25 protein-coding genes and 1 pseudogene are annotated in these 19633 nt (G+C 65.0%); 7 read left to right on the top strand and 19 right to left on the bottom strand.

The window, feature by feature from the left end; genetic code table 11:
* The 8 genes from AT700_RS25025 to AT700_RS24990 form a co-directional block, all read right to left on the bottom strand.
* A complete protein-coding gene (locus AT700_RS25025; RefSeq protein ID WP_003159569.1) occupies nucleotides 1-351 on the bottom strand; it encodes a DUF2523 family protein in 351 nt (116 codons plus the stop codon).
* Between the two features lie 9 nt (nucleotides 352-360).
* On the bottom strand, nucleotides 361-1497 hold the full coding sequence (locus AT700_RS30515; RefSeq protein ID WP_235438625.1) for a hypothetical protein: 1137 nt from the start codon (nucleotides 1495-1497) through the stop codon (nucleotides 361-363).
* A 127-nt stretch (nucleotides 1498-1624) separates the two neighbouring features.
* Nucleotides 1625-1843, bottom strand: a complete 219-nt coding sequence (locus AT700_RS25015) for a hypothetical protein (protein ID WP_003124953.1) — start codon at nucleotides 1841-1843, stop codon at nucleotides 1625-1627.
* Nucleotides 1844-1856: 13 nt separating this feature from the next.
* Entirely contained in the window at nucleotides 1857-2108 is a 252-nt protein-coding gene (locus tag AT700_RS25010) for a hypothetical protein (RefSeq protein WP_003124954.1), read from the bottom strand.
* Nucleotides 2109-2228: 120 nt separating this feature from the next.
* Nucleotides 2229-2663, bottom strand: a complete 435-nt coding sequence (locus tag AT700_RS25000) for a hypothetical protein (protein WP_003140508.1) — start codon at nucleotides 2661-2663, stop codon at nucleotides 2229-2231.
* Between the two features lie 538 nt (nucleotides 2664-3201).
* The gene (gene pflM / locus AT700_RS24995; RefSeq protein ID WP_023088865.1) at nucleotides 3202-3492 is read right to left on the bottom strand and encodes a lysogeny maintenance protein PflM; all 291 of its coding nucleotides are present in this window, start codon (nucleotides 3490-3492) and stop codon (nucleotides 3202-3204) included.
* A 3-nt stretch (nucleotides 3493-3495) separates the two neighbouring features.
* Nucleotides 3496-3654 carry a hypothetical protein gene (locus AT700_RS30195; protein ID WP_153962791.1) on the bottom strand — a complete coding sequence of 53 codons (159 nt, stop codon included), beginning with the start codon at nucleotides 3652-3654 and terminating at the stop codon, nucleotides 3496-3498.
* The gene (locus AT700_RS24990) at nucleotides 3654-3869 is read right to left on the bottom strand and encodes a DNA-binding protein (RefSeq protein ID WP_022581007.1); all 216 of its coding nucleotides are present in this window, start codon (nucleotides 3867-3869) and stop codon (nucleotides 3654-3656) included. The genes AT700_RS30195 and AT700_RS24990 overlap by 1 nt, the downstream gene beginning before the upstream one ends.
* A 792-nt stretch (nucleotides 3870-4661) precedes the next feature.
* On the opposite strand from AT700_RS24990, the gene AT700_RS30190 reads away from it, so the two are divergent.
* Nucleotides 4662-5345, top strand: coding sequence for a hypothetical protein (locus AT700_RS30190; RefSeq protein WP_139373603.1), 684 nt, complete (start codon nucleotides 4662-4664; stop codon nucleotides 5343-5345).
* A 229-nt stretch (nucleotides 5346-5574) separates the two neighbouring features.
* On the opposite strand, the gene AT700_RS24985 is transcribed toward AT700_RS30190, so the two are convergent.
* Nucleotides 5575-6297 (bottom strand): carbon-nitrogen hydrolase family protein, encoded by a 723-nt coding sequence (locus AT700_RS24985; RefSeq protein ID WP_003102286.1) that lies wholly within the window; start codon nucleotides 6295-6297, stop codon nucleotides 5575-5577.
* Nucleotides 6298-6559: 262 nt separating this feature from the next.
* Between AT700_RS24985 and AT700_RS24980 the strand changes: the two genes are divergently transcribed.
* The 3 genes from AT700_RS24980 (at nucleotide 6560) to AT700_RS24970 (ending at nucleotide 8599) form a co-directional block, all read left to right on the top strand.
* Nucleotides 6560-6928, top strand: a complete 369-nt coding sequence (locus AT700_RS24980) for a hypothetical protein (RefSeq protein ID WP_003114628.1) — start codon at nucleotides 6560-6562, stop codon at nucleotides 6926-6928.
* A 295-nt stretch (nucleotides 6929-7223) separates the two neighbouring features.
* Nucleotides 7224-8024, top strand: a complete 801-nt coding sequence (locus AT700_RS24975; RefSeq protein WP_003457217.1) for a class I SAM-dependent methyltransferase — start codon at nucleotides 7224-7226, stop codon at nucleotides 8022-8024.
* Nucleotides 7994-8599 (top strand): AAA family ATPase, encoded by a 606-nt coding sequence (locus tag AT700_RS24970; RefSeq protein ID WP_196493974.1) that lies wholly within the window; start codon nucleotides 7994-7996, stop codon nucleotides 8597-8599. Before AT700_RS24975 ends, AT700_RS24970 begins: the two co-directional genes overlap by 31 nt.
* Nucleotides 8600-8621: 22 nt before the next feature.
* On the opposite strand, the gene AT700_RS24965 is transcribed toward AT700_RS24970, so the two are convergent.
* The 5 genes from AT700_RS24965 to AT700_RS24945 form a co-directional block, all read right to left on the bottom strand.
* Nucleotides 8622-9350 carry a GrpB family protein gene (locus AT700_RS24965; RefSeq protein WP_034071797.1) on the bottom strand — a complete coding sequence of 243 codons (729 nt, stop codon included), beginning with the start codon at nucleotides 9348-9350 and terminating at the stop codon, nucleotides 8622-8624.
* A gap of 116 nt (nucleotides 9351-9466) precedes the next feature.
* Complete coding sequence (locus AT700_RS24960; RefSeq protein ID WP_003102267.1) at nucleotides 9467-9934, bottom strand: glycine cleavage system protein H; 468 nt, start codon at nucleotides 9932-9934, stop codon at nucleotides 9467-9469.
* Nucleotides 9931-10308 (bottom strand): DsrE family protein, encoded by a 378-nt coding sequence (locus tag AT700_RS24955; RefSeq protein WP_003095286.1) that lies wholly within the window; start codon nucleotides 10306-10308, stop codon nucleotides 9931-9933. The genes AT700_RS24960 and AT700_RS24955 overlap by 4 nt, the downstream gene beginning before the upstream one ends.
* Nucleotides 10298-10780: a GNAT family N-acetyltransferase gene (locus tag AT700_RS24950; RefSeq protein WP_003111411.1), complete on the bottom strand. Its 483-nt coding sequence runs from the start codon at nucleotides 10778-10780 to the stop codon at nucleotides 10298-10300. The genes AT700_RS24955 and AT700_RS24950 overlap by 11 nt, the downstream gene beginning before the upstream one ends.
* 1 nt (nucleotide 10781) lies before the next feature.
* Nucleotides 10782-11345 carry a DUF4136 domain-containing protein gene (locus AT700_RS24945; protein WP_003095282.1) on the bottom strand — a complete coding sequence of 188 codons (564 nt, stop codon included), beginning with the start codon at nucleotides 11343-11345 and terminating at the stop codon, nucleotides 10782-10784.
* Between the two features lie 131 nt (nucleotides 11346-11476).
* Between AT700_RS24945 and AT700_RS24940 the strand changes: the two genes are divergently transcribed.
* Complete coding sequence (locus AT700_RS24940; RefSeq protein WP_003102260.1) at nucleotides 11477-12412, top strand: glycerophosphodiester phosphodiesterase family protein; 936 nt, start codon at nucleotides 11477-11479, stop codon at nucleotides 12410-12412.
* Here AT700_RS24940 and AT700_RS24935 read toward each other — a convergent pair.
* From AT700_RS24935 to AT700_RS24920, 4 genes are all read right to left on the bottom strand, one after another.
* Entirely contained in the window at nucleotides 12397-13017 is a 621-nt protein-coding gene (locus AT700_RS24935) for a DUF4136 domain-containing protein (protein ID WP_019726931.1), read from the bottom strand. The two genes, AT700_RS24940 and AT700_RS24935, sit on opposite strands and share 16 nt — an antisense overlap.
* 65 nt (nucleotides 13018-13082) lie before the next feature.
* On the bottom strand, nucleotides 13083-13832 hold the full coding sequence (locus AT700_RS24930) for a methyltransferase domain-containing protein (RefSeq protein WP_003116082.1): 750 nt from the start codon (nucleotides 13830-13832) through the stop codon (nucleotides 13083-13085).
* Complete coding sequence (locus tag AT700_RS24925) at nucleotides 13829-14134, bottom strand: nucleotide pyrophosphohydrolase (protein ID WP_003102255.1); 306 nt, start codon at nucleotides 14132-14134, stop codon at nucleotides 13829-13831. The genes AT700_RS24930 and AT700_RS24925 overlap by 4 nt, the downstream gene beginning before the upstream one ends.
* Before the next feature lie 81 nt (nucleotides 14135-14215).
* Nucleotides 14216-15073 carry a MaoC family dehydratase gene (locus AT700_RS24920; protein WP_003095272.1) on the bottom strand — a complete coding sequence of 286 codons (858 nt, stop codon included), beginning with the start codon at nucleotides 15071-15073 and terminating at the stop codon, nucleotides 14216-14218.
* Between the two features lie 260 nt (nucleotides 15074-15333).
* On the opposite strand from AT700_RS24920, the gene AT700_RS24915 reads away from it, so the two are divergent.
* A complete protein-coding gene (locus tag AT700_RS24915) occupies nucleotides 15334-16335 on the top strand; it encodes an AraC family transcriptional regulator (RefSeq protein ID WP_003095270.1) in 1002 nt (333 codons plus the stop codon).
* Between the two features lie 116 nt (nucleotides 16336-16451).
* Here AT700_RS24915 and AT700_RS24910 read toward each other — a convergent pair.
* Nucleotides 16452-17801, bottom strand: a pseudogene (locus AT700_RS24910) (3-oxoacyl-ACP reductase); the annotation flags it as partial.
* A gap of 254 nt (nucleotides 17802-18055) precedes the next feature.
* Between AT700_RS24910 and AT700_RS24905 the strand changes: the two are divergent.
* Nucleotides 18056-19333, top strand: a complete 1278-nt coding sequence (locus AT700_RS24905; protein WP_003102247.1) for an acetyl-CoA C-acetyltransferase — start codon at nucleotides 18056-18058, stop codon at nucleotides 19331-19333.
* The last annotated feature ends 300 nt before the right edge of the window (nucleotides 19334-19633 follow it).

Here is a 19633-nt window from a genome sequence, read left to right as displayed (position 1 = left end):
TCACTTACCTATGAAAGGGATGAAGGACATGGAGAAGCGCGTGCCGATGGCGGCGAAGATCATGTTCACCGCGTCCGGCAGGCCGAAGAACGCCAGCAGCGAGCGCAGGTCGCCGTCCAGGGACGAGTAATAGGACGTGATGGTCGAGCCGATACCGATGCCGCCGACGACTTCGCGGAACGCCTTGTAGCCGATTTCCGCGACGAACAATTGCATCTCGAACCAGCCCTTGATGGCCATCTTGGTCAGCAGGACAAAGGCGTCGGTGACGAAGTCATAGACGCCGCTGTAGAGGAAGTCCCAGAGGGATTGCATCCAGGCGAGAATGTCGGAGAGAAAGGGAATGTCCATGGCGTTTCCTCAGGAGCGATAGAAAACGATCCATCCGGCCAGGATCGCGGCGATGAACAGCACCACGTAGCGGATGACGGAGAGTTCTTGGGCGTACTGGGTGAGGCAGACGTCGTAGCGCTGGCCGAGGGCGGTAAAGTCCCAACACGGTAGGGAGCCGCCGCCGGTGCCCAGGTGAATATCGAACTTGGAAGCGAGGACGCTTTCGAACTTGCCTTGCAGTTCCTGGAAGTCCTTTTGCGCCTTGGCGATGGCGTCGTCGTATTCCTTGATGGTCTTGTCGAAGGAGCCTTGCTTCGGCTCTTTCAGGCCTCCCCCGCCGGAGCCGTCGCCGCCATCGCCACCGGTCCCGCCGCTGGAGCCGGACCCGTCGCCATCGCCGCCGCTACTGCCGTCACCGCCGGGCGTGGTGCCGCAGTCACTGCCAACATGGCCCTGACAGGGGTTGTTACCGCCACCGCCCCCACCGCCGCCGCCACCACTGGAGCCGTCATCGCCACCGCCGTTACCGGGCTTGGTGCCGCCATCGCTTCCACCGTCGCCGCCGGGCGGGTTGCTACCACCGTCGCCCCCGGTGCCGCCGTCCCCACCCGGAGGCGGACCGTCGCCCGGGCCCACGTCGCAGCCGAAAGCACAGGAGCCCTTGGAGGTGAACCAGTTACCGGTGAACGAGCCGATGACCCGGCAGAAGGTTCCACCCGCTTCGCCCTCAGCGGGGCCGATACAACCATCAATCGAACTGACGGCGATCTCACAACCGAGGTAATTGATGAAGCGGGAAATCGGTGCTTGGTGGCCGCCTTTTTCATAGAGCGAGCCAGCCAGAATCTTGCACTTATTCTCCCGGCATTCGCCGGCACTGAGATCAAGCTCAGTTCCCTCAGGACACCTATCACCTTTCAAATAAACATCCGTATTAAAAAGAATCCAATCACCAGAACGAACCACACAATAGAAAACCTTGCCCGCCTCACTTGGATTTGACGAAGGTTCCATAACAAAAACCCGACCAGGGTCCTTGGAAAAACTGCTGAAATAAAGATCACAGCCAGCCGAAGGGGATGAAACTTTCTTATTAAAATAACCCATGTACCAGTAATAATATTCGGCATGAGCTGCCGAACCAAATAACAACGTGATAATCAACAATATGAACCGAGGCATAAAAAAGGGGCCTTTCGGCCCCTCCTCCTGTCACTGATACTGGCCGATTTTCAATCCCGTCAGCAGCGCGGACGCCATGAATGCGCCCAGCATCAGGGACCAGATCACGTCAGGCCTTGCGCATCGCGCCGATGACCAGGGCGAGGCCGACCAGCACCGCCACGGCGGCGATCACCAGCTTGGCCACGGACGAGCCGTCGGTGCCGGCTTGGGTCAGCACTTCCTTGGTGGTTTCGTCGATCAGCGAGTCGGCGAAGGAGACGTTGGCCACGGCCAGGCCGACGGTGGCGATGGAAGCGTTGCGGAACAGGGTTTTCATTTTTTCCATGATTGGAACCTCATTAATTGCGCGCTTTGCGCATGGCGGAAATGATCAAGCCAGCCCCCAAACCAACGGCGAACAGCCCGATGGTCCCGGCGAAGCCGAGGCGGAAGGCCGACGGGTCGAAACCACCCATCAGCAGAGTCAAATAGCCCTCTGCCTCAGGCGGCAGCAGGTAGGTCTGTATCCACTCAAGGTGCGTACAGCCGACCGTGCCGTCCGCGTTCTGGACCCAGGTCTTGCACACTTGAACCGATACAGAGCCTTCCATTCGTGCAGTCCTCAAACAGCCAGGGAGGCCGCTAGGCCGTCGATCCAGCCCCAGGCGTAGCCGGTGGCCAGACCTACCGCGAACAGCGAGAGATAGCGGAGCATCGCGGCCTCCTACGGCTTACGCCTTGGCGTCCGGGGACTTGTCTTGTTTGTCCTGGCCCTGCGGCTGCTGGGCCGGGCGCGGGGCTTGGGCCTGTGCTTGCGGGCGGGCCGGGGCTTGGGCGGTCGGCGCCATCGGCTTGCCGCCCACGGCCAGCAGATCCACGAGGACCTGGGTATTGGTGATCCGGCCGAAACGGTCTTGGGTCGGGCGGACCACGCTGGCGAACTTGCAGAGCACCGGCTGGCCTTCGAAGACGATGGCGTCCAGCAGGGTCGGCTCGATGTTGTATTCGCTGATCTCGAAGCCCTTGGCGTTGCCACGGGCACCTTCCGGGATCGGGGCGATGGACTGGACCGAGGCGTAGATTTCCCCGGTCTTGGTCGAGGTATAGGTGTCGGTCTTGGTGACCCACAGTTCGACGACGCCGCCTTGGGTTGCAAACATGTTCATCGGTGTTTCTCCTTCAATTCGCCTTTTTCGGCGTGAGTTAGCCCGCTGCTGCAATTCGGCTCATGTGCCGGTGATTCAGCGGAAGTGATTGCTTAGGAAAAGAAGAGCCTTTTTTACCGAGTTTCAGTGAGTTCTAGTGGAGCTATATCAACACAGATAAAGCGCCTAAAATCGTTTCTGAGGAAATATCAAGCTACTGAACTTATTGAGCAACAAAGTGCAGTAACGAGCATTTCGATTTTCGCCGAAATGAATAACTTTCAAGTCCGTTAACACCAAGGGCTCTGCCCTTGTCATCCCGCTCTTGCCGCCGAGGGCTCGGGAGCGCGGGGCGGAGAAGCTGCCCCACACTCCCCAGCGGAGGCTGTTTCAGGGGGGAGACGTTCAAGGGTGCGCTCCGCCCGTGCTTCCGTTCGCCGGAACGGTGAGGCTGTTCCGACGAGCCGGGAGCGCGGCCCTTGACCGGATCGGCCACGGTGCGGGCGGCCTGGATCAGGCAGAGCAGGAGCAGCGCTTTCAGGGTGTCAGCGAGCATGGGTCAGCCCTCCAGTTGGAATGCTTCGCGCACGGGCACGAAGGGCGTAGGTTTCCCGCTGTCGTACACAACGTGCCAGTACTTCGGCGGACGCCGGGACGGATCGTGTTTCGCGCAGAAGGAACGGGGACGGCAGAGCCAGCGGCCATCTTCCAGATAAGGCAGCCCAGGGGGCCGGCAGTCCGGACACGGCGACGGGCTGTGCAATGGGATGGCCTGCCTTGCGGACCAGCACACAGAGCAGGCGCAGTCCGGGGCGTGGGTCTGGCGTAGGTAGTAGGGACTGGCGGCCATGGCTCATTTCTGCCCCCTACGACCACAGCGATAGTCTTCAATCGCCTGACGGAGCCAAGCATTCTCGATCTGGTCGATATCGACAGTCAGGCCGCCCCAGGTCACGACCCTGCCGGAAACACTGCCGACGATGCCCGCGAAGCAGAATTGGAAGGTGTCCATCAGAACTCCTCCTTTTCCATCAGTTGATGGGTGAAGAGCGCAACATTGACCATCACGTGCTTGCCGATCTTGTGCGCGGGGAGATAGCCCTTACGAATCCATCCACGGACGGTTTCGTGGTCTTCCCCCATGCCAATCCAGTTCGCGAAGTCCCGCCACGGCAACACCGGGGGCGCCGCGCGAAGGTCTTGAGCCTTGATTTCTTCCACTTCCATGGCCTTTGCTGCACTATGTTGGTCTTTGTTGGGCTATGCCCATTAAGTCAATAATTACCCTGAAGGCAATTATTGACCTGGCCTTTGGTCGAGTCAATAGTTACCCTCGCTGCTTCGTGTGAATAATTTCTATATGGAAAGCTCAGCAGATAGAGCAAGGCTATTGATTAAGCAGATCGGCCCTAAAAAGCTCAGTCAACTGAGCAATACGGATCACAGCCGGTGGCTGAATGTCAGCAAAGGCGCTGTACGAGTAAGCACTGACGAAATTGACGTACTTGTGCGGGCCTTCCCTCAGTACGCCCTTTGGATCGCTAGCGGACAGATTGCCCCCGAGTGCGGACAGACAAGTCCGAGCTACGATGAAGCCAATCGAAACTTGACCAGTCAAAGCGCGGGATAGCGATCACACAGGAAGTGGCTAGGCGTTGGTATGCCCGAAAGACAGGAAAAGATAAATGAAAGGATGCTTTTTATTATTTCTAGCTCTACTTTCTTTCTCAGCTTTTGCAAATGAAGCCAGTGATGACTGGCTAATCAAGTTTTCAAACTCCGCTCTATGCTACGCATTCAGAAATAGCAGCGGAGAGAACGGGGTTGGGAACTCTATAAGAAGAGACTGTGAAAAGGACGACAGGCAGGAAGTGACGAGGCGACAAGAGCGCCTATATAGCGAGGAGTGCCAATTCTGGATTGAAAGGCATAGAGTTAATCCGAACTCGATAAGTACAAAGGGACTAAAGGATTTTTGTGGTAAGTAATTTAGCTTGCACAAAATTTGAGGAGATAGTTATGAGTAAGAAGGATGCAGACAATAATCTGATAGAAAAAATTGGCGAGCTTCCTGTTAGTGAATACTCAGAAATTATACTGGATGCTTTCATTAGTGACGAAACTTTAAAGTCGATACCTGCGGTATCAACAATTCTTGGTGTTGTTAAGGCTATTAGTAGTGCAAGAGAAAAGCGTTTTGCAAAAAAAGTAAGCTCTTTTTTGGAAGAAGCTAGGAAAGAGGTTACGCCGGAACTAGTAGGTAGGTTTTACGCAAAACTAGAACCTAAAGAAAAAGAGCGGTTTACAGAGGAGGCTATCGAAAACCTATCAAGAGCAGACTCAGAGCAGAAAGCTAGCATTCTAGGTGGCGCTTTCGCCAGAGTAATAAATGGAGAAGTAAGTGTTGAGGTTTTTGAGCACCAAGCTCGAATAACCAATAATGTTTCACTGATTGATATTCATACATTTATGCATGGTTATGAGAACGAAAATCTCTTTATTGACAGTCTTGGCGACGTACTGACAAATCATAGGGTTCTTAAAAGGAATATATCGGCGGAGAGAGATAAGTCACCAAATGGGGTTGGGGGATCATTTCATATAAAAGTAAAGTATGAATTAACGGGGATTGGAAAGGAGTATCTTAGAACTCTTCACAAGGTCTATCGAGATGTTATATCTCCAGAGAAAATAATTAAATAGCTTTTGATGGGGTTCTCAAGACAAATGCCACGGCATGGACTGTCGAAAAAGTGTCGAAACCACTGACCAACAATAACCAATGAAGGCGACTTCTCCTGATCGCAAGCCATTGATTTATCAGTAATTGTCCAGCATTGGCCAAATAAGGCCACCCTAAAAATAGGGTTCGACTCCCACTGCCTTCCGCCAATTCTCCGCTCGCTTTCGGCGGCCATCGTGTCTCACAGGATCAAGCGTCTATCTCGGTCCGTTCCAGCAGAAGCAGCGTCTCACCCGTCCCCGTCGTCTCCCTGACCAGCGCTCCCCGCTCATTCCAAAACGCACTCCTGCCCGCCGCCTTCCAGCCACCCGTCGGCCCGCCATGGTTGGCCAGCAGCACGCCCATTCCGTGCTCGCGGGCATAACCGGCCAGTAGGGCCGAGTCGGCCGGGTAGCCGTTTTCTCCGATCAGCGCGCTGGCGATGTAGAGGCGAGCGCCGGCACGGGCGGCGTGGGCCGGGTGGCTGGGTTGGCTGAAGTCGGCGCAGACCGCCAACGCCATCGGCAGGCCGTCGATCTCCAGCAGGGGGCCGCCGTCGCCGGCTGAGAAGTGGCGTTCCTCGCCCGCGTGCAGGTGCTGCTTGGCATAGACGCCGAGGCTGCCGTCGGCGCCGAGGATCAGGGCGGCGATCAGCGGCTTGGCATGCTTCGGCGAGCGCAGCGGCAGGCCGACCACCGTGGTCATCCGTGCCTGCTCGGCGAGCTGGCGCAGCGGTTGCAGCAGGGGCGTGTCCGCCGGCTGGGCGAGGGCGGCGGCAGCGCTGGGTTCGTAGCCGGTGAGCGACAGTTCGGGAAACACCAGCAGGCGCACGCCCCGTGCCTGGGCGATACGCATCAGGCGCAGGTGGTCGTCGAGGTTGCGTGGCAGGTCGGCGGGGTGGGCGCAGCTCTGGGCGGCGGCGATCAGCGTCATGGGGCTGTCTCGGGTATGGATGGCACAAATTCGCCAGTAGAGCCGAAGGCAGCATTTCCGGGAAGAGGCGATTAGCGGCTGCGCTACGTTTGGCTGGGGAGGGCGCTTTCGTCGCCGCGAAGCCGTAAGATAACGCGCTTCATGGCGCGCCCGACGGACGGGTGCGCACGCTTGCCTCGGGAGAACAGGGATGGCCGAGATCAATCCGCTTTCAACGGACCTGCAACAGCAACTGGCGGAGCTGCAGGCACAGGGGCTCGCCTTGCTTGGCGTCGCCGCGGACGAGACGCCGGCGCAGATCGTCGCCGCCGTCACCGACTACGTGCGCGATGCGAGGGAGCAGGGGCGCAGCCTCGACGACGAGGCGGTCTTCGCCCTCGGCGCGCTGATCGGCGCGCAGTACGTGCGTGGCCTCGGCTGGCACTGGGGCGACGTGACCTGGGACGGCGACCCGGACAGCGCCGCCGTCGGCGTGCTCAGCCCCGACGAATCGCTGTTCAACAACCCCATCGGCTGGGTAGGCCAGATCGCCGAAAGCGGCGGCGGGGTGCCGTTCATGCTCAGCTACAACATGATCCTGGCCAACCAGGTGCCGCTGTTCGAGCGGGGCAGCGCCACCGGTCTCTATTGAGCATGCAGGCGGATCGCCGCGACGCGCCGGCGCATCCCGCCAGGCGGGGCCGACAACCTGAACGGCCGGCGTCAGGCGCCGCGACCCGCCGAGCAGCGCCAACCGGCGAACGAGGTGCGGGTGACCGTGGTGGAACAGACGCTGCCTCTGAGAAACCGCGCCTGCGGCGCTTTCCAGGAAGGCAGCCTGGAACGACGCGACTGCCGAGCCCATATCGGGCTGCAATTCCGCGATTGAGTGGGCTGCGGGTTCGCGACTCGGCTGGCCTTCCTGGGAACACTTCTGAGGTTTTCGCATGACGGATCTTGAACACGCGGTGGAAAGCAACCGACGCGCCTGGGACGCGTCCGCCGACAGTCACCTGCGTGGCAGCGGCTGGCAGGAATTGTCGCTGGCGGTACAGGAAACCGGCTTCAGTTGCCTGGACGAGACCCTGGCTGGCGTGCTGCGCAATCTGGACCTGGCCGGCAAGGCGGCGGTCCAGGTCGGCTGCAACAACGGCCGGGAAGTGCTTTCGCTGTACGCCTTCGGCGTCGCGCGGGCGGTGGGGATCGACCAGTCCGCCGCCTTCCTCGCCCAGGCGCGGCAACTGGCCGAGCGCTCGCCGCATCAGCCGCGTTTCGTCGAAGCCAATGCCTACGAGCTGCCGGTCGAGCTGAACGGTCAGTTCGACCTGCTGCTGATCACCATCGGTGTGCTCAACTGGATGCCCGACATCGCGCGCTTCTTCGCCTCGGTGAGCGGTCTGCTGAAGCCGGGCGGGCAATTGGCGATCTATGAGACCCACCCGTTCCTGGAGATGCTCGAACCCGAGTCGGAGCGACCGTTCGAACTGCGCAACGACTACTTCACCGACACGCCCCACGTATCCCGGGAGGCCATCGTCTACGAAGGCAGCGGCAGCGATACCGGCATCGCCAGCTACTGGTACGTCCACCCGCTCGGCGACATCCTCGGCGGGTTGCTCGGCGCCGGCCTGCGCCTGAGTCACTTCAAGGAGTACCCGCACTCGAACCGCGAGGAACTCTACGACCTCTACGAGGACGGACCGCTGGCGATCCCGATGTGCTACACGCTGGTCGCGGTCAAGGCATGACCTGCGTCGAGGCCGAGCGAGGCGCGCCGCTGCGTGTGGTGGTGGTCGGCACCAGCGGGGCCGGGAAGACGACCTTCTCCGCCGCGCTGGCCGCCAGGCTGGGTTGTACGCATGTCGAACTCGACCGACTCTACTGGGGCCCCGGCTGGCAAGCCGTGCCCCACGAACGCTTCGAGCACGCCGTGGAGCGGGCGACGACGGCGCCGCGCTGGGTCGCCGACGGCAACTACAGCGCCGTCCGCGAGTTGCTCTGGGGCCGCGCCACCCACGTGGTATGGCTGAATTTCGGCCGCTGGACGGTGTTCTCCCGGGTCCTTCGCCGCACCCTGGCCCGGGGCCTGCTGCGCACCCGCCTGTCCCACGGCAACCGTGAATCGCTGCGGATGGCGTTCTGCTCCAGGGATTCGATCCTGCTCTGGTCATGGACCACCTTCGCAGGCAACCGCCGCAAATACACCGGCCTGCGCGAGGATCCGCGGTTCGCGCATTTGCGCTGGGTGGAGGTTGGCGAGCCGGGGAGGGTGGGGGAGGTGATCGAGAGGTTGGTGGAAGCCGCGCTCGCACAGTCGCAGTAGTGAGCGAAGCACGCTATCCGCCTCAGTCCTGGGGCTTGCTTACCCGGCTGCGCAGCGACTCGAAATAGGCTGTATCGGCGGGGCCGCCTGGCGTCGATTCCGCGCCGGCGACCAGCGTTTCACGCAGTTCCCTGGCGTGCATTTCGCGTTCTCCCCTTACCAGGCCACTCTGTATCATTGGGTGCCGCGTCGCCGCCAGCGCCCGGCCGAGAATCCTTGCGACGACCTCGTCCTTGCCACGGGTATAGGCCTCGCGGTCGGTGGGGTAGCGGCGGGCCAGGGCGTGCTTGGTTTCGGCGTAGAGGCGGGCGTCGTCGGGGTGGTTGCGCAGCCAGTCGCGGAACAGCAGGTAGCGGTCGGCCTGGGCCAGGGGCATGACATGGACATGGTGGGTGCGGCCATGGCCGAAGGGCGGCATGCCTTTGACGAAGAACATCCGCTGGGTGTTCGGGTTCTCGCGCCAGAACTGGTAGCCGAGGCCCTCCAGCGGGGCTACCAGCCGCTGCGGATCGTGGCCGGGCGGCGGCAGCAGGAGGATGTCGATGATCGGCTTGGCGTCGAGCCCGGGCACCGCGGTGCTGCCGACATGCTCGATGCCCAGCCCGGGCAGCGCCAGCGCCGTGCGGATGGCCTCGGCTTCGGCGGCGAAGTGTTGTGGCCAGGCGGGGTCGGCAGGCAGCACCTCGATGCGGTCGTCGTCGGCGTAGCTCCAGCGTTGGCCGTCGAAGCGGGGCGGTTGGGGTGAGGACATGGCGGACTCCGGGGATATGCGGGAGATTGGCGGCGATGGAGAGCTGGGGTAGGGCGAATAACGCCAGCGGCGTTATCCGCCTTCCGCGAGCGGGGTGCGGGTAAAACCCGGGAGTCTCAGAAGTCCAGTGCCTGCACCCCTGGATGCTGCGGATCGAACCCATCCAGGCGCATGCGCTCGGCGAATGCCTCCCGCGCCGCGTCTCCCTGGAGAAACGCGCTCCGCGCCGAGGCCCAGTCGTCCGGTTGCAGCCGTACCATCCAGCCCTCGCCGTAGCAATCCCGGTTGATCAGCGCCGGGCGCTTGACCACCGCCGGGTTGCTCGCCAGCAGGGTCCCGGCCAACGGGCTGCGGGCCGAGGAGGCAGCCTTGGCGAACTCGACCACGCCGAAGCTGCGGTCGCGTTCGATGTGCCAGCCGTCGCGCTTGGGGGTGAAGGCGAAGATTTCGCCATACAGCGCGCAGCCGTAGGCGCTCAGGCCCAGGGTCAGGCTGCCGTCGACTTCCTCGCGCAACCACAGGTTGTAGTCCGGGGCGTAGAACAGCCCGTCGGGGAACTCCAGGCCGTGCAGGTTCGCGCTCATAGGGTCAGCACCCGCTCGGATTCGAGGATCAGCCGTGCCAGTTCGCCGCCGCTGGAGATTTCGTCGAGTTCCTCGATCAGTTCGCTTTCGTCGATGTTCACCCCGGGTTGGCGGCACATCAGCAGGCGCGCGCCGGCCTCGCGGGCCTGGCGGATGAAGTGGCGCAGCGGCTCGCCGCCGTCCAGCGCGCGCAACTGGTCGGCGACGGCGCGGCGGGCCAACTGCACGCCTTCGCCGCTGAGGAACAGGGTCACCTCGGCGTCCATGCAGGCCAGCAGGGTGGCGGTGTGGAAGGGCGCGGCGCAGCGGGCCGGGGTGCTCGGGCCGCTGGAGACGATGATGAGGACGCGCTGGGCGTGGGTGTCAGGGTTCAAGGGGCTTGTCCATCTGGATCAGCGCCACGCGCCGGCCGTCCGGATCGTGGCGTTCGGCGATGGCGCGCGGCTGGTAGCCGAGCTGGGTATAGAGCAGCAGCCCGGCGGCGTTGGCGTTGAAGCAGGAAATCTTCATCAGGCGCGCTTTGTACTGTTCGCGGGCGAGGTTTTCCATGACCCCGATCAGGTAGCGGGCCACGCCCAGACCGCGCGCGGCGGGCGCCACCATCATGTTGCCGAGGGCGCAGAAGTCGCCGTGCTGCCACTGGTAGAAGTTGGCGAAGCCGAGCACCTGTCCGTCGTGCACGGCCACGGTGCTGCCGCGGCGTTCGGCGATGGCGGCGGCCAGCTGGGCGACGCTGAACGGCCAGATCGCCTTGGGGTAGCAATAGAAGAGTTCGTCGCGGTCCTGGGGGAAGCCGGCGACCGTCTCCAGGTCACCGGTCTCCGCCGGGCGGTGGCTGAGCTGCATGTCAGCGCGGCGGGTATTGCGACATGACTTTCTGCACCGTCTCGCGGATCGCCTGCTCGCGCTCGGCCGGGCTCGGCGGGCTGGTGCGCATGATCTGCTCGCCGCTGCCGCGCCAGACCAGCTTGCCGTCCTTGCCGTCGAACAGGTCGACCTGGAGGGTGGCAACCTTGTAATTCACGGTGCGCGTCTCGGCCATCGCCGGGCCGCCCCAGTATCCTCCCCAGTAGCCGCCCCAGTAACCGCCGCCGTAGTTGGTGGTGATCTGGTCCTGGCGATCGTCGACGATCAGGTAGGCGCGCACCGTGACGTCGCCCCTGGCGTTGCCCTGGGCCGGACGCAGGCCGCGCTGGTCGAGCTGCTGGGCGACGGCTTCGCGGATGCGTTGCTCGGTGAGGTCGCTCTTGATGCGTGGGTCGTCGGGGCGGTATTCGAAGGCGGGTTGCGACCAGCTCCAGCTACGGTAGGCGGCGAAGTCGCGGGAGCTGTCGAAGTCGCGGTCGAGCTGGGTGGTTTCGCAGGCTGCGAGGCTGAGGAGCAGGCCGAGCAGCAGGATTCGGCGGATCATGGTTTTTCTCCAGTCAGAGTTCACATCCAAGCTCAGCGCCGGATGAAAGGCAAGAGGAAACGCGGGTTTGAAGCGTCTCCACAAGTAACGTTGGCGAGCACCCGCCCTATAGGGCGCGACGGGAGAATGAAATGAATCGAAGTATTGCGATCCTGCTGCTGGGCCTGTCGCTGACCGGCTGCGTCGAGGCACGCTCGGTGGTACCGGCGGATGGCCCGGGCCCGCTGCTGGTGGCCCATCGCGCCGGCACCGCGGACTACCCGGAGAACACCCTGCTGGCGATCCGCAAGGCGCTGGACAACGGCGCCGACGCGCTATGGTTGTCGGTGCAGTTGAGCGCCGATGGCCATCCGGTGCTCTATCGCCCCGCTGACCTGGCGGTCCTGACCCAGGGCGCCGGCGCGGTCGGCCAGTCGAGCCTGGCCGAGCTGGCGCGCTTGAACGCCGGCTATATGTTCAAGGCCGAGGACGGCAGCTATCCCTACCGCCAGAAGCCGCTGCGGATTCCTACGCTGCGCCAGGCGCTGCGGGCGATCCCGCCGCAGGTGCCGGTGTTCCTCGACATGAAGTCGCTGCCGGTGGAGCCGCTGGTCGATGCCGTGGCCGGCGAGCTGGAGCGGCAGAAGGCCTGGTCGCGGGTGCGTTTCTATTCCACCGAGAAGGCCGCCAACGACTACCTGACGCAGCGCTACGCGGACCGCGCGCGACAGTTCGAAAGCCGCGATGCGACGCGCAACCGCCTGGTCGGCCTGGCCTTCGGCGAGCGCTGCGAGGCACCGCCGGCCGGCGGCACCTGGATGGGCATCGAGCTGCGCCGCGAACTGACGGTGACCGAGCGCTTCACCCTTGGCGAGTCTTCCTACAAGGTGCCGGCGGCGCAGTTGTGGACGCGCAAAGCGATGGACTGCGTGCGCCGCGAGCCGGTGAAGGTGGTGATGTTCGGCATCGAGACCGCCGAGGACTACCGCACCGCGCGCGCCCTGGGCGCCGACGCGGTGATGAGCAACTCGCCCAGGAAGATGGAGGCGATCCGCCGCCGGGTGCTCGCCGATCAGCCCGGCGGGTAGCTCGACAGCGCCCGTTTCACCGCTTCGCGCAGGGCCTTGGCCTGTTCGCTGGCGGAGTCGCCGGAGTCGAACTCGGCGCTGTTGCCCCACACCGGCTGGCCGCTGCGGGCGTCGTTCAGCTCGACGCGGACCACGGTGACCTGCACGGTGTAGCTGCGGGTCACCGGGTAGCTGGCGCCATAGCCGTACCAGGGATCGCGCCAGCCGCCGTAGTTGCCGTAGTAGCCGCCGTAGTAGTCGGTGACCTGGCGGGTGCGCAGTTCGTTGCGCAGGAACGCGCTGACCTGCAGGTCGGCCGCGCTGCCCGGCCGCGCCGGGCGCAGGCCGCGCTGGTCGAGCTGCTGGCTGACGGCGTCGCGCAACTGGTTGTCGTCCAGGCCCTGGGGAAAGCCGCTGACCCCGGCGGCGGCCCAGCTCCAGCTACGGTAGCGGGCGTAGTCGCGCGGCGCCGCCGGATAGGCCCCGGGATCGAGGCCGGGATTGGCCGCGGCGGCCGGCTGCGGCGGGTAGGGCAGAGAGCTGGCGCGGTAGGGATTGTCGCCCTGGCAGGCACCGAGGGCGGCCAGGCTGGCGAGTAACGGCAGGATCAACAGTCGCGATTGCATGCTCGACGCTCCGTGGCCGCGCTACGTCGGCGGCCCTTGCAGGCTCAGACTGCATTCTGCGCCTTTCATTGCGGGCGGCACAGCCAGTGCAGGTAGCGGCCAAGCCCGGCAAAGGCCGGGTGGCGGCGGTAGGCCAGTTCCATTTCCACCAGGTCGAGCCGTTCGGCCTTGGCCTGGAACTCGCTCGGCATGTAGTCGTGGAACACCCGCACGCCGCTGCGCGCCTCGATGCGCCAACGCGCTGCCAGCGCCTGTTCCAGCTCGCGCGGGTCGAGCGGGCGCTGCGGGGTCAGGCTCTGCCCCTCGCCAGCGAAGCGTTGCTTGCGCAGCTTGCGGAAGTGGCCCTTGAGCAGGTTGCGGTAGATCAGCGCGTCGCGATTGTAGAAGGCCAGCGACAGCCAGCCGCCGGGTGCGCAGAGTTGGTGCAGCACCGGCAGGATCGCATGGGGTTCGGCCAGCCACTCGAGCACGGCGTGGCAGAGCACCAGGTCGTAGGGCTCGGTGAGCTGGCCGAGCAGTTCCTGCCAGGGCGCCTGGATGAATTCGGCGGCCTGCCCGGCTTCGGCGAAGCGCTGGCGGGCGCCGTCGAGCATGGGTTGCGCTGGCTCGGCGAGGGTTACGCGGTGGCCGCGAGCGGCCAGCCAGAGCGACATGTGGCCGAGCCCGGCGCCGATGTCGAGGACCCGCAGAGGTCGCTCCGGGAGGGCCTCGGCGAGGTCGGCCTGGAGTACCGCGAGGCGGATCGCACCCTTGGCGCCGCCATAGATCTTTTCGGCGAAGCGCGTCGCCAGTTCGTCGAAATGGCGGTCGCTCATGGCAGGAAGCGCCGTTCGCAGTCGGCCAGCTTGGCGCGCACCACCTGTTCCAGGTCGAGGCCGGTTTCCCCGCAGAACAGCAGCAGATAAAGGACGATGTCGCCAACTTCCTGGCCAGCGTGTTCGAGCTGCTCGGCCGACAGCGTGCGCGACTGGTCTTCCGTCAGCCACTGGAAGATCTCCACCAGTTCGGCCATCTCGACGCTGGCGGCCATGGCCAGGTTCTTCGGGCTGTGGAATTGGCGCCAGTCGTTGCGGTCGCGGATGGCGTGCAGGCGCGCGGTGAGTTCGTGCAGGTCCATGGGGGATTCTTCGCGGTGGCGGTAAGCAGCCGCATAGCTTCGGGCTTTGCGCCCGAAGCTTCAAGGCATGGCGGACCGGCGTCAGCCCTGTAGCCGGCTCCAATGCCCGGCCATGTGCGGCAGGTCGTCCTTGCCGCGCAGGCTGAACTGGCCGTCCGCCGCCGCCGCGCTGGCGAGGAGGGTGAGGCTGGCCGGCAGCAGCACTGGCTTCTGGAAGCGCACCTCGACCCGATAGCCCGAGGCTGGCAGTCGCTCGCCGAGGGCGGCCAGGCTGCGAGCCTTGTTCCACAGGCCGTGGGCGATGGCGCGGGGAAAGCCGAACAGCTTGGCGCTGGGCGCCGACAGGTGGATCGGGTTGTAGTCGCCGGCGGCACGGGCATAGCGCCGGCCGATGTCGGCGGGCGCCTTCCAGTTGTCGACCGGCTCCAGCGGCAGCGGCTCCTGCTCGGCTTTCGGCGGAATTTCGCCGGGCACCTTGACGCCGCGGCAGAGCACCTTGCTGTCGCCGACCCAGAGCAGGCCAAGCTGGTCTTCCAGGCGGGTGACGATGCTGAAGGTGGCGCCCTTGTCGTGCGGTTGCAGGTTTTCCACCGCGACGCTCACGGTGAACGGGCCGAGGCCGCCGAGCGCGCGCAGCACGTCGATGCGGTTCTCCAGGTGGACCAGGCCGAGCAGCGGGAAGGGGAAGCGCTTGTCGGTGAGCAGCGCCATCTGCAGCGGGAAGGCGAGGATGTGCGGGTAGGTCGGCGGCAGCAGGCCGTCGTCGCGGAAGCCGCAGACCTGGCGGTAGCGCTCGAGGTGCTTCGGGTCCACCGTGACCTGGCTGCGCAGGCCGCGCTCGGGCAGGGCCTTGCCGCGGATGCCGCGGCGCAGTGCGGCGCGCAGGAACAGGCCGGGCAGGGCGGGTGGGGCGGGCAGGTCGAGCCAGGCGGTGGGCATTGGACATCTCCTCGAAATAGGTGGCTGTCAGCTTAGTCGAGCACCCGCAGCAGGCATTGGCCGCCTGGCCGACGCCGCTGGCAGGGCGGTCAATCGGCTCCGGGATGCGTCTGCATCGAGATTTTCGACCACGCCGGCGGCTAGTCGATCTGAGGGTTTTTCCGTCATGCGGGATGGGTTATTTCTATGGCCTCTCCTTGAGAGGGGATGGCAAAGCTGCCTAAGATGGGCCCGCCCCATGGATAACTAGAAAAAACACCATGCGTGATCTGACCGACGATGTAGCGCTGATGCGCCCGGTGATCGACGCCCTGCGCGCCAGCGGCTGCGATCCGGACCGGGTCCTGGTCCGTGTCGGGCTGCCGCCGGGTGGCCTGCCGGCCGGCCGTTTCCCCCATTCCGCACAGAACCTGTTCTGGAAGGCCGCCGCCGACGAGTGCGGCGAAGAGCATGTCGGCCTGCACCTGGCCGAGCACCTGCCGGCGTTCCACGGCCTGCTCCTGGAATACCTGTTCCTCTCCAGCGATACCTTCGGCGCCGGCCTGCGCCATTCCCTGCGCTACGTACGCCTGCTGTCCGACACCCTGCAGGCGCAACTGGAGGTGGAGGGCGAGCGCGCGGTGCTGTCGCTGGGCGAATCGCCGGCGATCAACCGCCACTTCCCGGAAATGCTCGCCGGCGCGGTGATCCGCCTGTTCGGCGCGCTCACCGAGGGCGAGTTCAAGCCGCTGGAAGTGCAACTGATGAACGAAACCGGCGCGCCGATGGAGCGCTACCGTGCGGTCTACGGCTGCCCGACGATCCTCGGCATGCCGCGCTACGCGCTGGTATTCGATGCCGCGGTGCTGGACAAACCCTCGCGCCACGCCGCCCCGGAACTGCTGCGCATGCACGAGTCGCTGGCGCGCCGGCAACTGGCCGAGGTGGAGCGCCTGGACCTGGTGCGCCAGGTCCGCGAACTGATCGGCGAGTTGCTGGTGGACGGAGGCGCCACCCTGGAGCAGGTCGCCGCGCGCCTCGGCATGCCGGCCCGACGTCTGCGCGAACGCCTGGCGATGGCCGGGGTGCGCTTCAACGACCTGGTCACCGACTACCGCTGCCGACTGGCCAAGGAACTGCTGCTGAAGACCGACGAGCGCATCGAAGTGATCGTCGAACGCACCGGGTTTTCCGAGCCGAGCACCTTCTATCGCGCGTTCAAGCGCTGGGTCGGCGAGACGCCGGTGGAGTTCCGCCGGCGCGGGCAGCAGGGGCGCGGGTAGGGCCTGTCCGAAGGGGCTACCGGTGGTTTCCCGGTGCAGGGCCAGATAACGCCGTTGGCGTTATCCGCCCTACCGGGTCGGCGTCCTGTTGCCGGGGAGTCAGGGGCCGCCTCAGGCCCCAGCAGGCTCTGCCCGCACACCCTCAGCACCTGGCCGCTGACCGCGCCGGACGACGGCTGGGCGAACCAGGCCACCGTTTCGGCGACGTCCTGCGGCAGGCCGCCCTGGCTCATGGAGTTCATCCGCCGGCCGGCCTCGCGGATGGTCAGCGGAATGGCGGCGGTCATCTGCGTCTCGATGAAGCCCGGCGCCACCGCGTTGATGGTGATGCCGCGCTTGCCCAGCGCCGGCGCCCAGGCCTGGGCCAGGCCGATCAGGCCGGCCTTGCTCACCGCGTAGTTGCTCTGCCCGAGGTTGCCGGCGATGCCGCTGATCGACGCCAGCAACACCACCCGGCCGTTGTCATGCAGCTTGCCGCCGTCGAGCAGGGCCTGGGTCAGCACCTGCGGGGCATTGAGGTTGACGTTGATCACCGAGTTCCAGAAGTCGCTGCTCATCTTCGCCAGGGTCTTGTCGCGGGTGATCCCGGCGTTGTGCACGACGATATCGACGCCCTCCGGCAGCGCGTCCACCAGTTGCTGCCCGGCGTCCGCGGCGCAGATGTCGAGGGCCACGGCACGACCGCCGAGGCGCGCGGCGAGGCCTTCGAGGGCCTCCCTGGCCGGCGGCACGTCGAGCAGCACCACTTCCGCGCCGTCGCGCGCCAGGGTTTCCGCGATGGCCGCGCCAATGCCGCGGGCGGCGCCGGTGACCAGTGCGCGCTGGCCGGCCAGCGGCTTGCTCCAGTCGTGGACCTGGGCGCTGTTGGCGGCAAGACGGATCACCTGGCCGGAGACGTAGGCGCTCTTCGGCGAGAGGAAGAAGCGCAGCGCGCCTTCCAGTTGGTCCTCGGCGCCCTTGCCGACGTACAGCAACTGCACGTTGCCGCCGCGACGGATTTCCTTGCCCAGGGAGCGGGTGAAACCTTCCAGGCTGCGTTGCACGCTGGCGGCGACCGGGTCCTTGAGAGACTCGGGGGGGCGTCCGAGGACCACCACCTTCGGGCACTTGTCGAGGCCCTTGAGCACCGGCTGGAAGAAGTCGCGCAGCGCCACCAACTGCTCGAAGCGGGTCAGGCCGCTGGCGTCGAACAGCACCGCCTTGGCCCGCGGGCTGTGCTCGGCGGTCCAGCGCGGTAGCTCGAACTGTCCGTCGACGGCGGCGAACACCGCGTCGGTCAGCTTGCCGGCGAAGGGCAGCACGGCCTCGGCCAGCGCGCCGCTCCCGCCGATCACCAGCGGGCCGTCCACCGGCCGCACCCGGCCGGCCTGCCAGCGCTCCAGGCGCAGCGGGGAGGGAAGGCCGACGGCGCCAACCAGGCGGCGGCCGACGGGGGAGTTGGCGAAGGCGATGTAACGATCGGTCATGGAACGGGCTCCCGGTGGAAAGGCTCCAAGGCTGAAGGTGGATTCCGCCGGCCAACGATGCCGAGGGAACGCGGGTAACAGTGTGGACAACTCTACGCAGCCACCTGTTCGCCGCAATTGACCGCGCTGACCGGGATAACGGCAGGGCGGCCAATGCGACGCGACCGGCTAAGGTTAGCCTGTGCGCCACTGACCGCTCAGTTAACGGGTCGAGCCTCGGCTCGGCGTAAACGATTCCAGCAAGGAGTTCTTCCATGACCCAGCTGCGCCGGGTCGCCATTGTCGGCGGCAACCGTATTCCCTTCGCCCGCTCGAACACCGTGTACGCCACGGCGAGCAACCAGGAGATGCTCACTTCCGCCCTGGAAGGCCTGGTGGAGCGCTACAACCTGCACGGAGAGCGCCTTGGCGAGGTGGTGGCCGGCGCCGTGCTGAAGCATTCGCGCGACTTCAACCTGACCCGCGAATGCGTGCTCGGTTCGCGCCTGGCCCCGGAAACCCCGGCCTACGATATCCAGCAGGCCTGCGGTACCGGCCTGGAGGCGGCGATCCTGGTGGCCAACAAGATCGCCCTCGGGCAGATCGACAGCGGCATCGCCGGCGGCGTCGACACCACTTCCGACGCGCCGATCGGGGTCAACGAGGGCCTGCGCAAGATTCTCCTCGAGGCCAACCGCGGCAAGAGCAACCTGGACAAGCTCAAGAGCCTGCTGAAGATCCGCCCGCGCCACGTGGTCCCGGCCATCCCGCGCAACGGCGAGCCGCGCACCGGGCTGTCGATGGGGGAGTCCTGCGAACTGATGGCGCAGACCTGGCAGATCCCCCGCGACGAGCAGGACAGGCTGGCCTTCGAGAGCCACCACAAGCTGGCCGCGGCCTATGAGGAGGGCTGGCAGAACGACTTGATGACGCCGTTCCGCGGCCTGACCCGCGACCAGAACCTGCGCCCGGATATCGACCTGGAGAAGATCGGCACCCTCAAGCCGGTGTTCGAGCGCGGTTCGCGCGGCACCCTCACGGCGGCCAACTCGACGCCGCTGACCGACGGCGCCTCGGTGGTACTGCTGGCCAGCGAGGAGTGGGCGAAGGCGCGCGGCCTGCCGATCCTGGCCTATTTCAAGGACGGCGAGGCGGCGGCGGTGAACTTCGTCGATCGCCAGGAGGGCCTGCTGATGGCGCCGGTCTACGCGGTGCCGCGGCTGCTGGCACGCAACGGCCTGAGCCTGCAGGACTTCGACTACTACGAGATCCACGAGGCCTTCGCCGCCCAGGTGCTCTGCACCCTGAAGGCCTGGGAAGACCCCGAGTACTGCAAGACCCGCCTCGGCCTCGACCAGCCGCTGGGCTCCATCGACCGCAGCAAGCTCAACGTCAAGGGCAGCTCACTGGCCGCCGGCCACCCGTTCGCCGCCACGGGAGGACGGATCGTCGCCAACCTGGCCAAGCTGCTCTCGCTGGCGGAGCAGGGACGCGGGCTGATTTCCATCTGCGCCGCCGGTGGGCAGGGTGTGACCGCGATCATCGAGCGGTAATCCAATAGGGCGAGCGGCCTTGTCGCTCGACGATGTAAGCAACTCCGTGACTTGGGCGGTGCCGTGCGAACGGGACCGCCTTTTTTTTTGCTGGCGCCCTACGGTTCGGGTTCGTCGGCGGCGTTGGAGACAGCGAATTCGACGCTTGTACGGAGAATCCCCTCTCTCTTCAGGGAGAGAGTTGGGGTGAGGGCGGCTCCGCTATCGGCCGGGAGTGCCGCTGCGGCGGATAACGCCGTTGGCGTTATGCGCCCTACCGTTCGGGTTCGTGGCGGCGATGAAGTACGGATCCCGACGCCT

The organism is Pseudomonas aeruginosa (assembly GCF_001457615.1).
In the GTDB taxonomy this organism is placed as follows: domain Bacteria; phylum Pseudomonadota; class Gammaproteobacteria; order Pseudomonadales; family Pseudomonadaceae; genus Pseudomonas; species Pseudomonas aeruginosa.
The sequence above is the reverse complement of the archived record's forward strand: the minus strand, read 5'-3'. Positions and strand labels throughout refer to the sequence as shown.

What these genes read in the sequence shown, in the direction of transcription:
- pflM (WP_023088865.1), bottom strand. Translation starts at nt 3,492, where the DNA reads ATGGCCGCCAGTCCCTACTACCTACGCCAGACCCACGCCCCGGACTGC.
- AT700_RS24960 (WP_003102267.1), bottom strand. Translation starts at nt 9,934, where the DNA reads ATGAGCGCGAACCTGCACGGCCTGGAGTTCCCCGACGGGCTGTTCTAC.
- AT700_RS24940 (WP_003102260.1), top strand. Translation starts at nt 11,477, where the DNA reads ATGAATCGAAGTATTGCGATCCTGCTGCTGGGCCTGTCGCTGACCGGC.
- AT700_RS25000 (WP_003140508.1), bottom strand. Translation starts at nt 2,663, where the DNA reads ATGAACATGTTTGCAACCCAAGGCGGCGTCGTCGAACTGTGGGTCACC.
- AT700_RS24950 (WP_003111411.1), bottom strand. Translation starts at nt 10,780, where the DNA reads ATGCAGCTCAGCCACCGCCCGGCGGAGACCGGTGACCTGGAGACGGTC.
- AT700_RS24935 (WP_019726931.1), bottom strand. Translation starts at nt 13,017, where the DNA reads ATGCAATCGCGACTGTTGATCCTGCCGTTACTCGCCAGCCTGGCCGCC.
- AT700_RS24945 (WP_003095282.1), bottom strand. Translation starts at nt 11,345, where the DNA reads ATGATCCGCCGAATCCTGCTGCTCGGCCTGCTCCTCAGCCTCGCAGCC.
- AT700_RS25015 (WP_003124953.1), bottom strand. Translation starts at nt 1,843, where the DNA reads ATGGAAAAAATGAAAACCCTGTTCCGCAACGCTTCCATCGCCACCGTC.
- AT700_RS24985 (WP_003102286.1), bottom strand. Translation starts at nt 6,297, where the DNA reads ATGACGCTGATCGCCGCCGCCCAGAGCTGCGCCCACCCCGCCGACCTG.
- AT700_RS24905 (WP_003102247.1), top strand. Translation starts at nt 18,056, where the DNA reads ATGACCCAGCTGCGCCGGGTCGCCATTGTCGGCGGCAACCGTATTCCC.
- AT700_RS24920 (WP_003095272.1), bottom strand. Translation starts at nt 15,073, where the DNA reads ATGCCCACCGCCTGGCTCGACCTGCCCGCCCCACCCGCCCTGCCCGGC.
- AT700_RS25010 (WP_003124954.1), bottom strand. Translation starts at nt 2,108, where the DNA reads ATGGAAGGCTCTGTATCGGTTCAAGTGTGCAAGACCTGGGTCCAGAAC.
- AT700_RS24915 (WP_003095270.1), top strand. Translation starts at nt 15,334, where the DNA reads ATGCGTGATCTGACCGACGATGTAGCGCTGATGCGCCCGGTGATCGAC.
- AT700_RS24965 (WP_034071797.1), bottom strand. Translation starts at nt 9,350, where the DNA reads ATGTCCTCACCCCAACCGCCCCGCTTCGACGGCCAACGCTGGAGCTAC.
- AT700_RS30190 (WP_139373603.1), top strand. Translation starts at nt 4,662, where the DNA reads ATGAGTAAGAAGGATGCAGACAATAATCTGATAGAAAAAATTGGCGAG.
- AT700_RS24930 (WP_003116082.1), bottom strand. Translation starts at nt 13,832, where the DNA reads ATGAGCGACCGCCATTTCGACGAACTGGCGACGCGCTTCGCCGAAAAG.
- AT700_RS25025 (WP_003159569.1), bottom strand. Translation starts at nt 351, where the DNA reads ATGGACATTCCCTTTCTCTCCGACATTCTCGCCTGGATGCAATCCCTC.
- AT700_RS30195 (WP_153962791.1), bottom strand. Translation starts at nt 3,654, where the DNA reads ATGGACACCTTCCAATTCTGCTTCGCGGGCATCGTCGGCAGTGTTTCC.
- AT700_RS24975 (WP_003457217.1), top strand. Translation starts at nt 7,224, where the DNA reads ATGACGGATCTTGAACACGCGGTGGAAAGCAACCGACGCGCCTGGGAC.
- AT700_RS24925 (WP_003102255.1), bottom strand. Translation starts at nt 14,134, where the DNA reads ATGGACCTGCACGAACTCACCGCGCGCCTGCACGCCATCCGCGACCGC.
- AT700_RS24990 (WP_022581007.1), bottom strand. Translation starts at nt 3,869, where the DNA reads ATGGAAGTGGAAGAAATCAAGGCTCAAGACCTTCGCGCGGCGCCCCCG.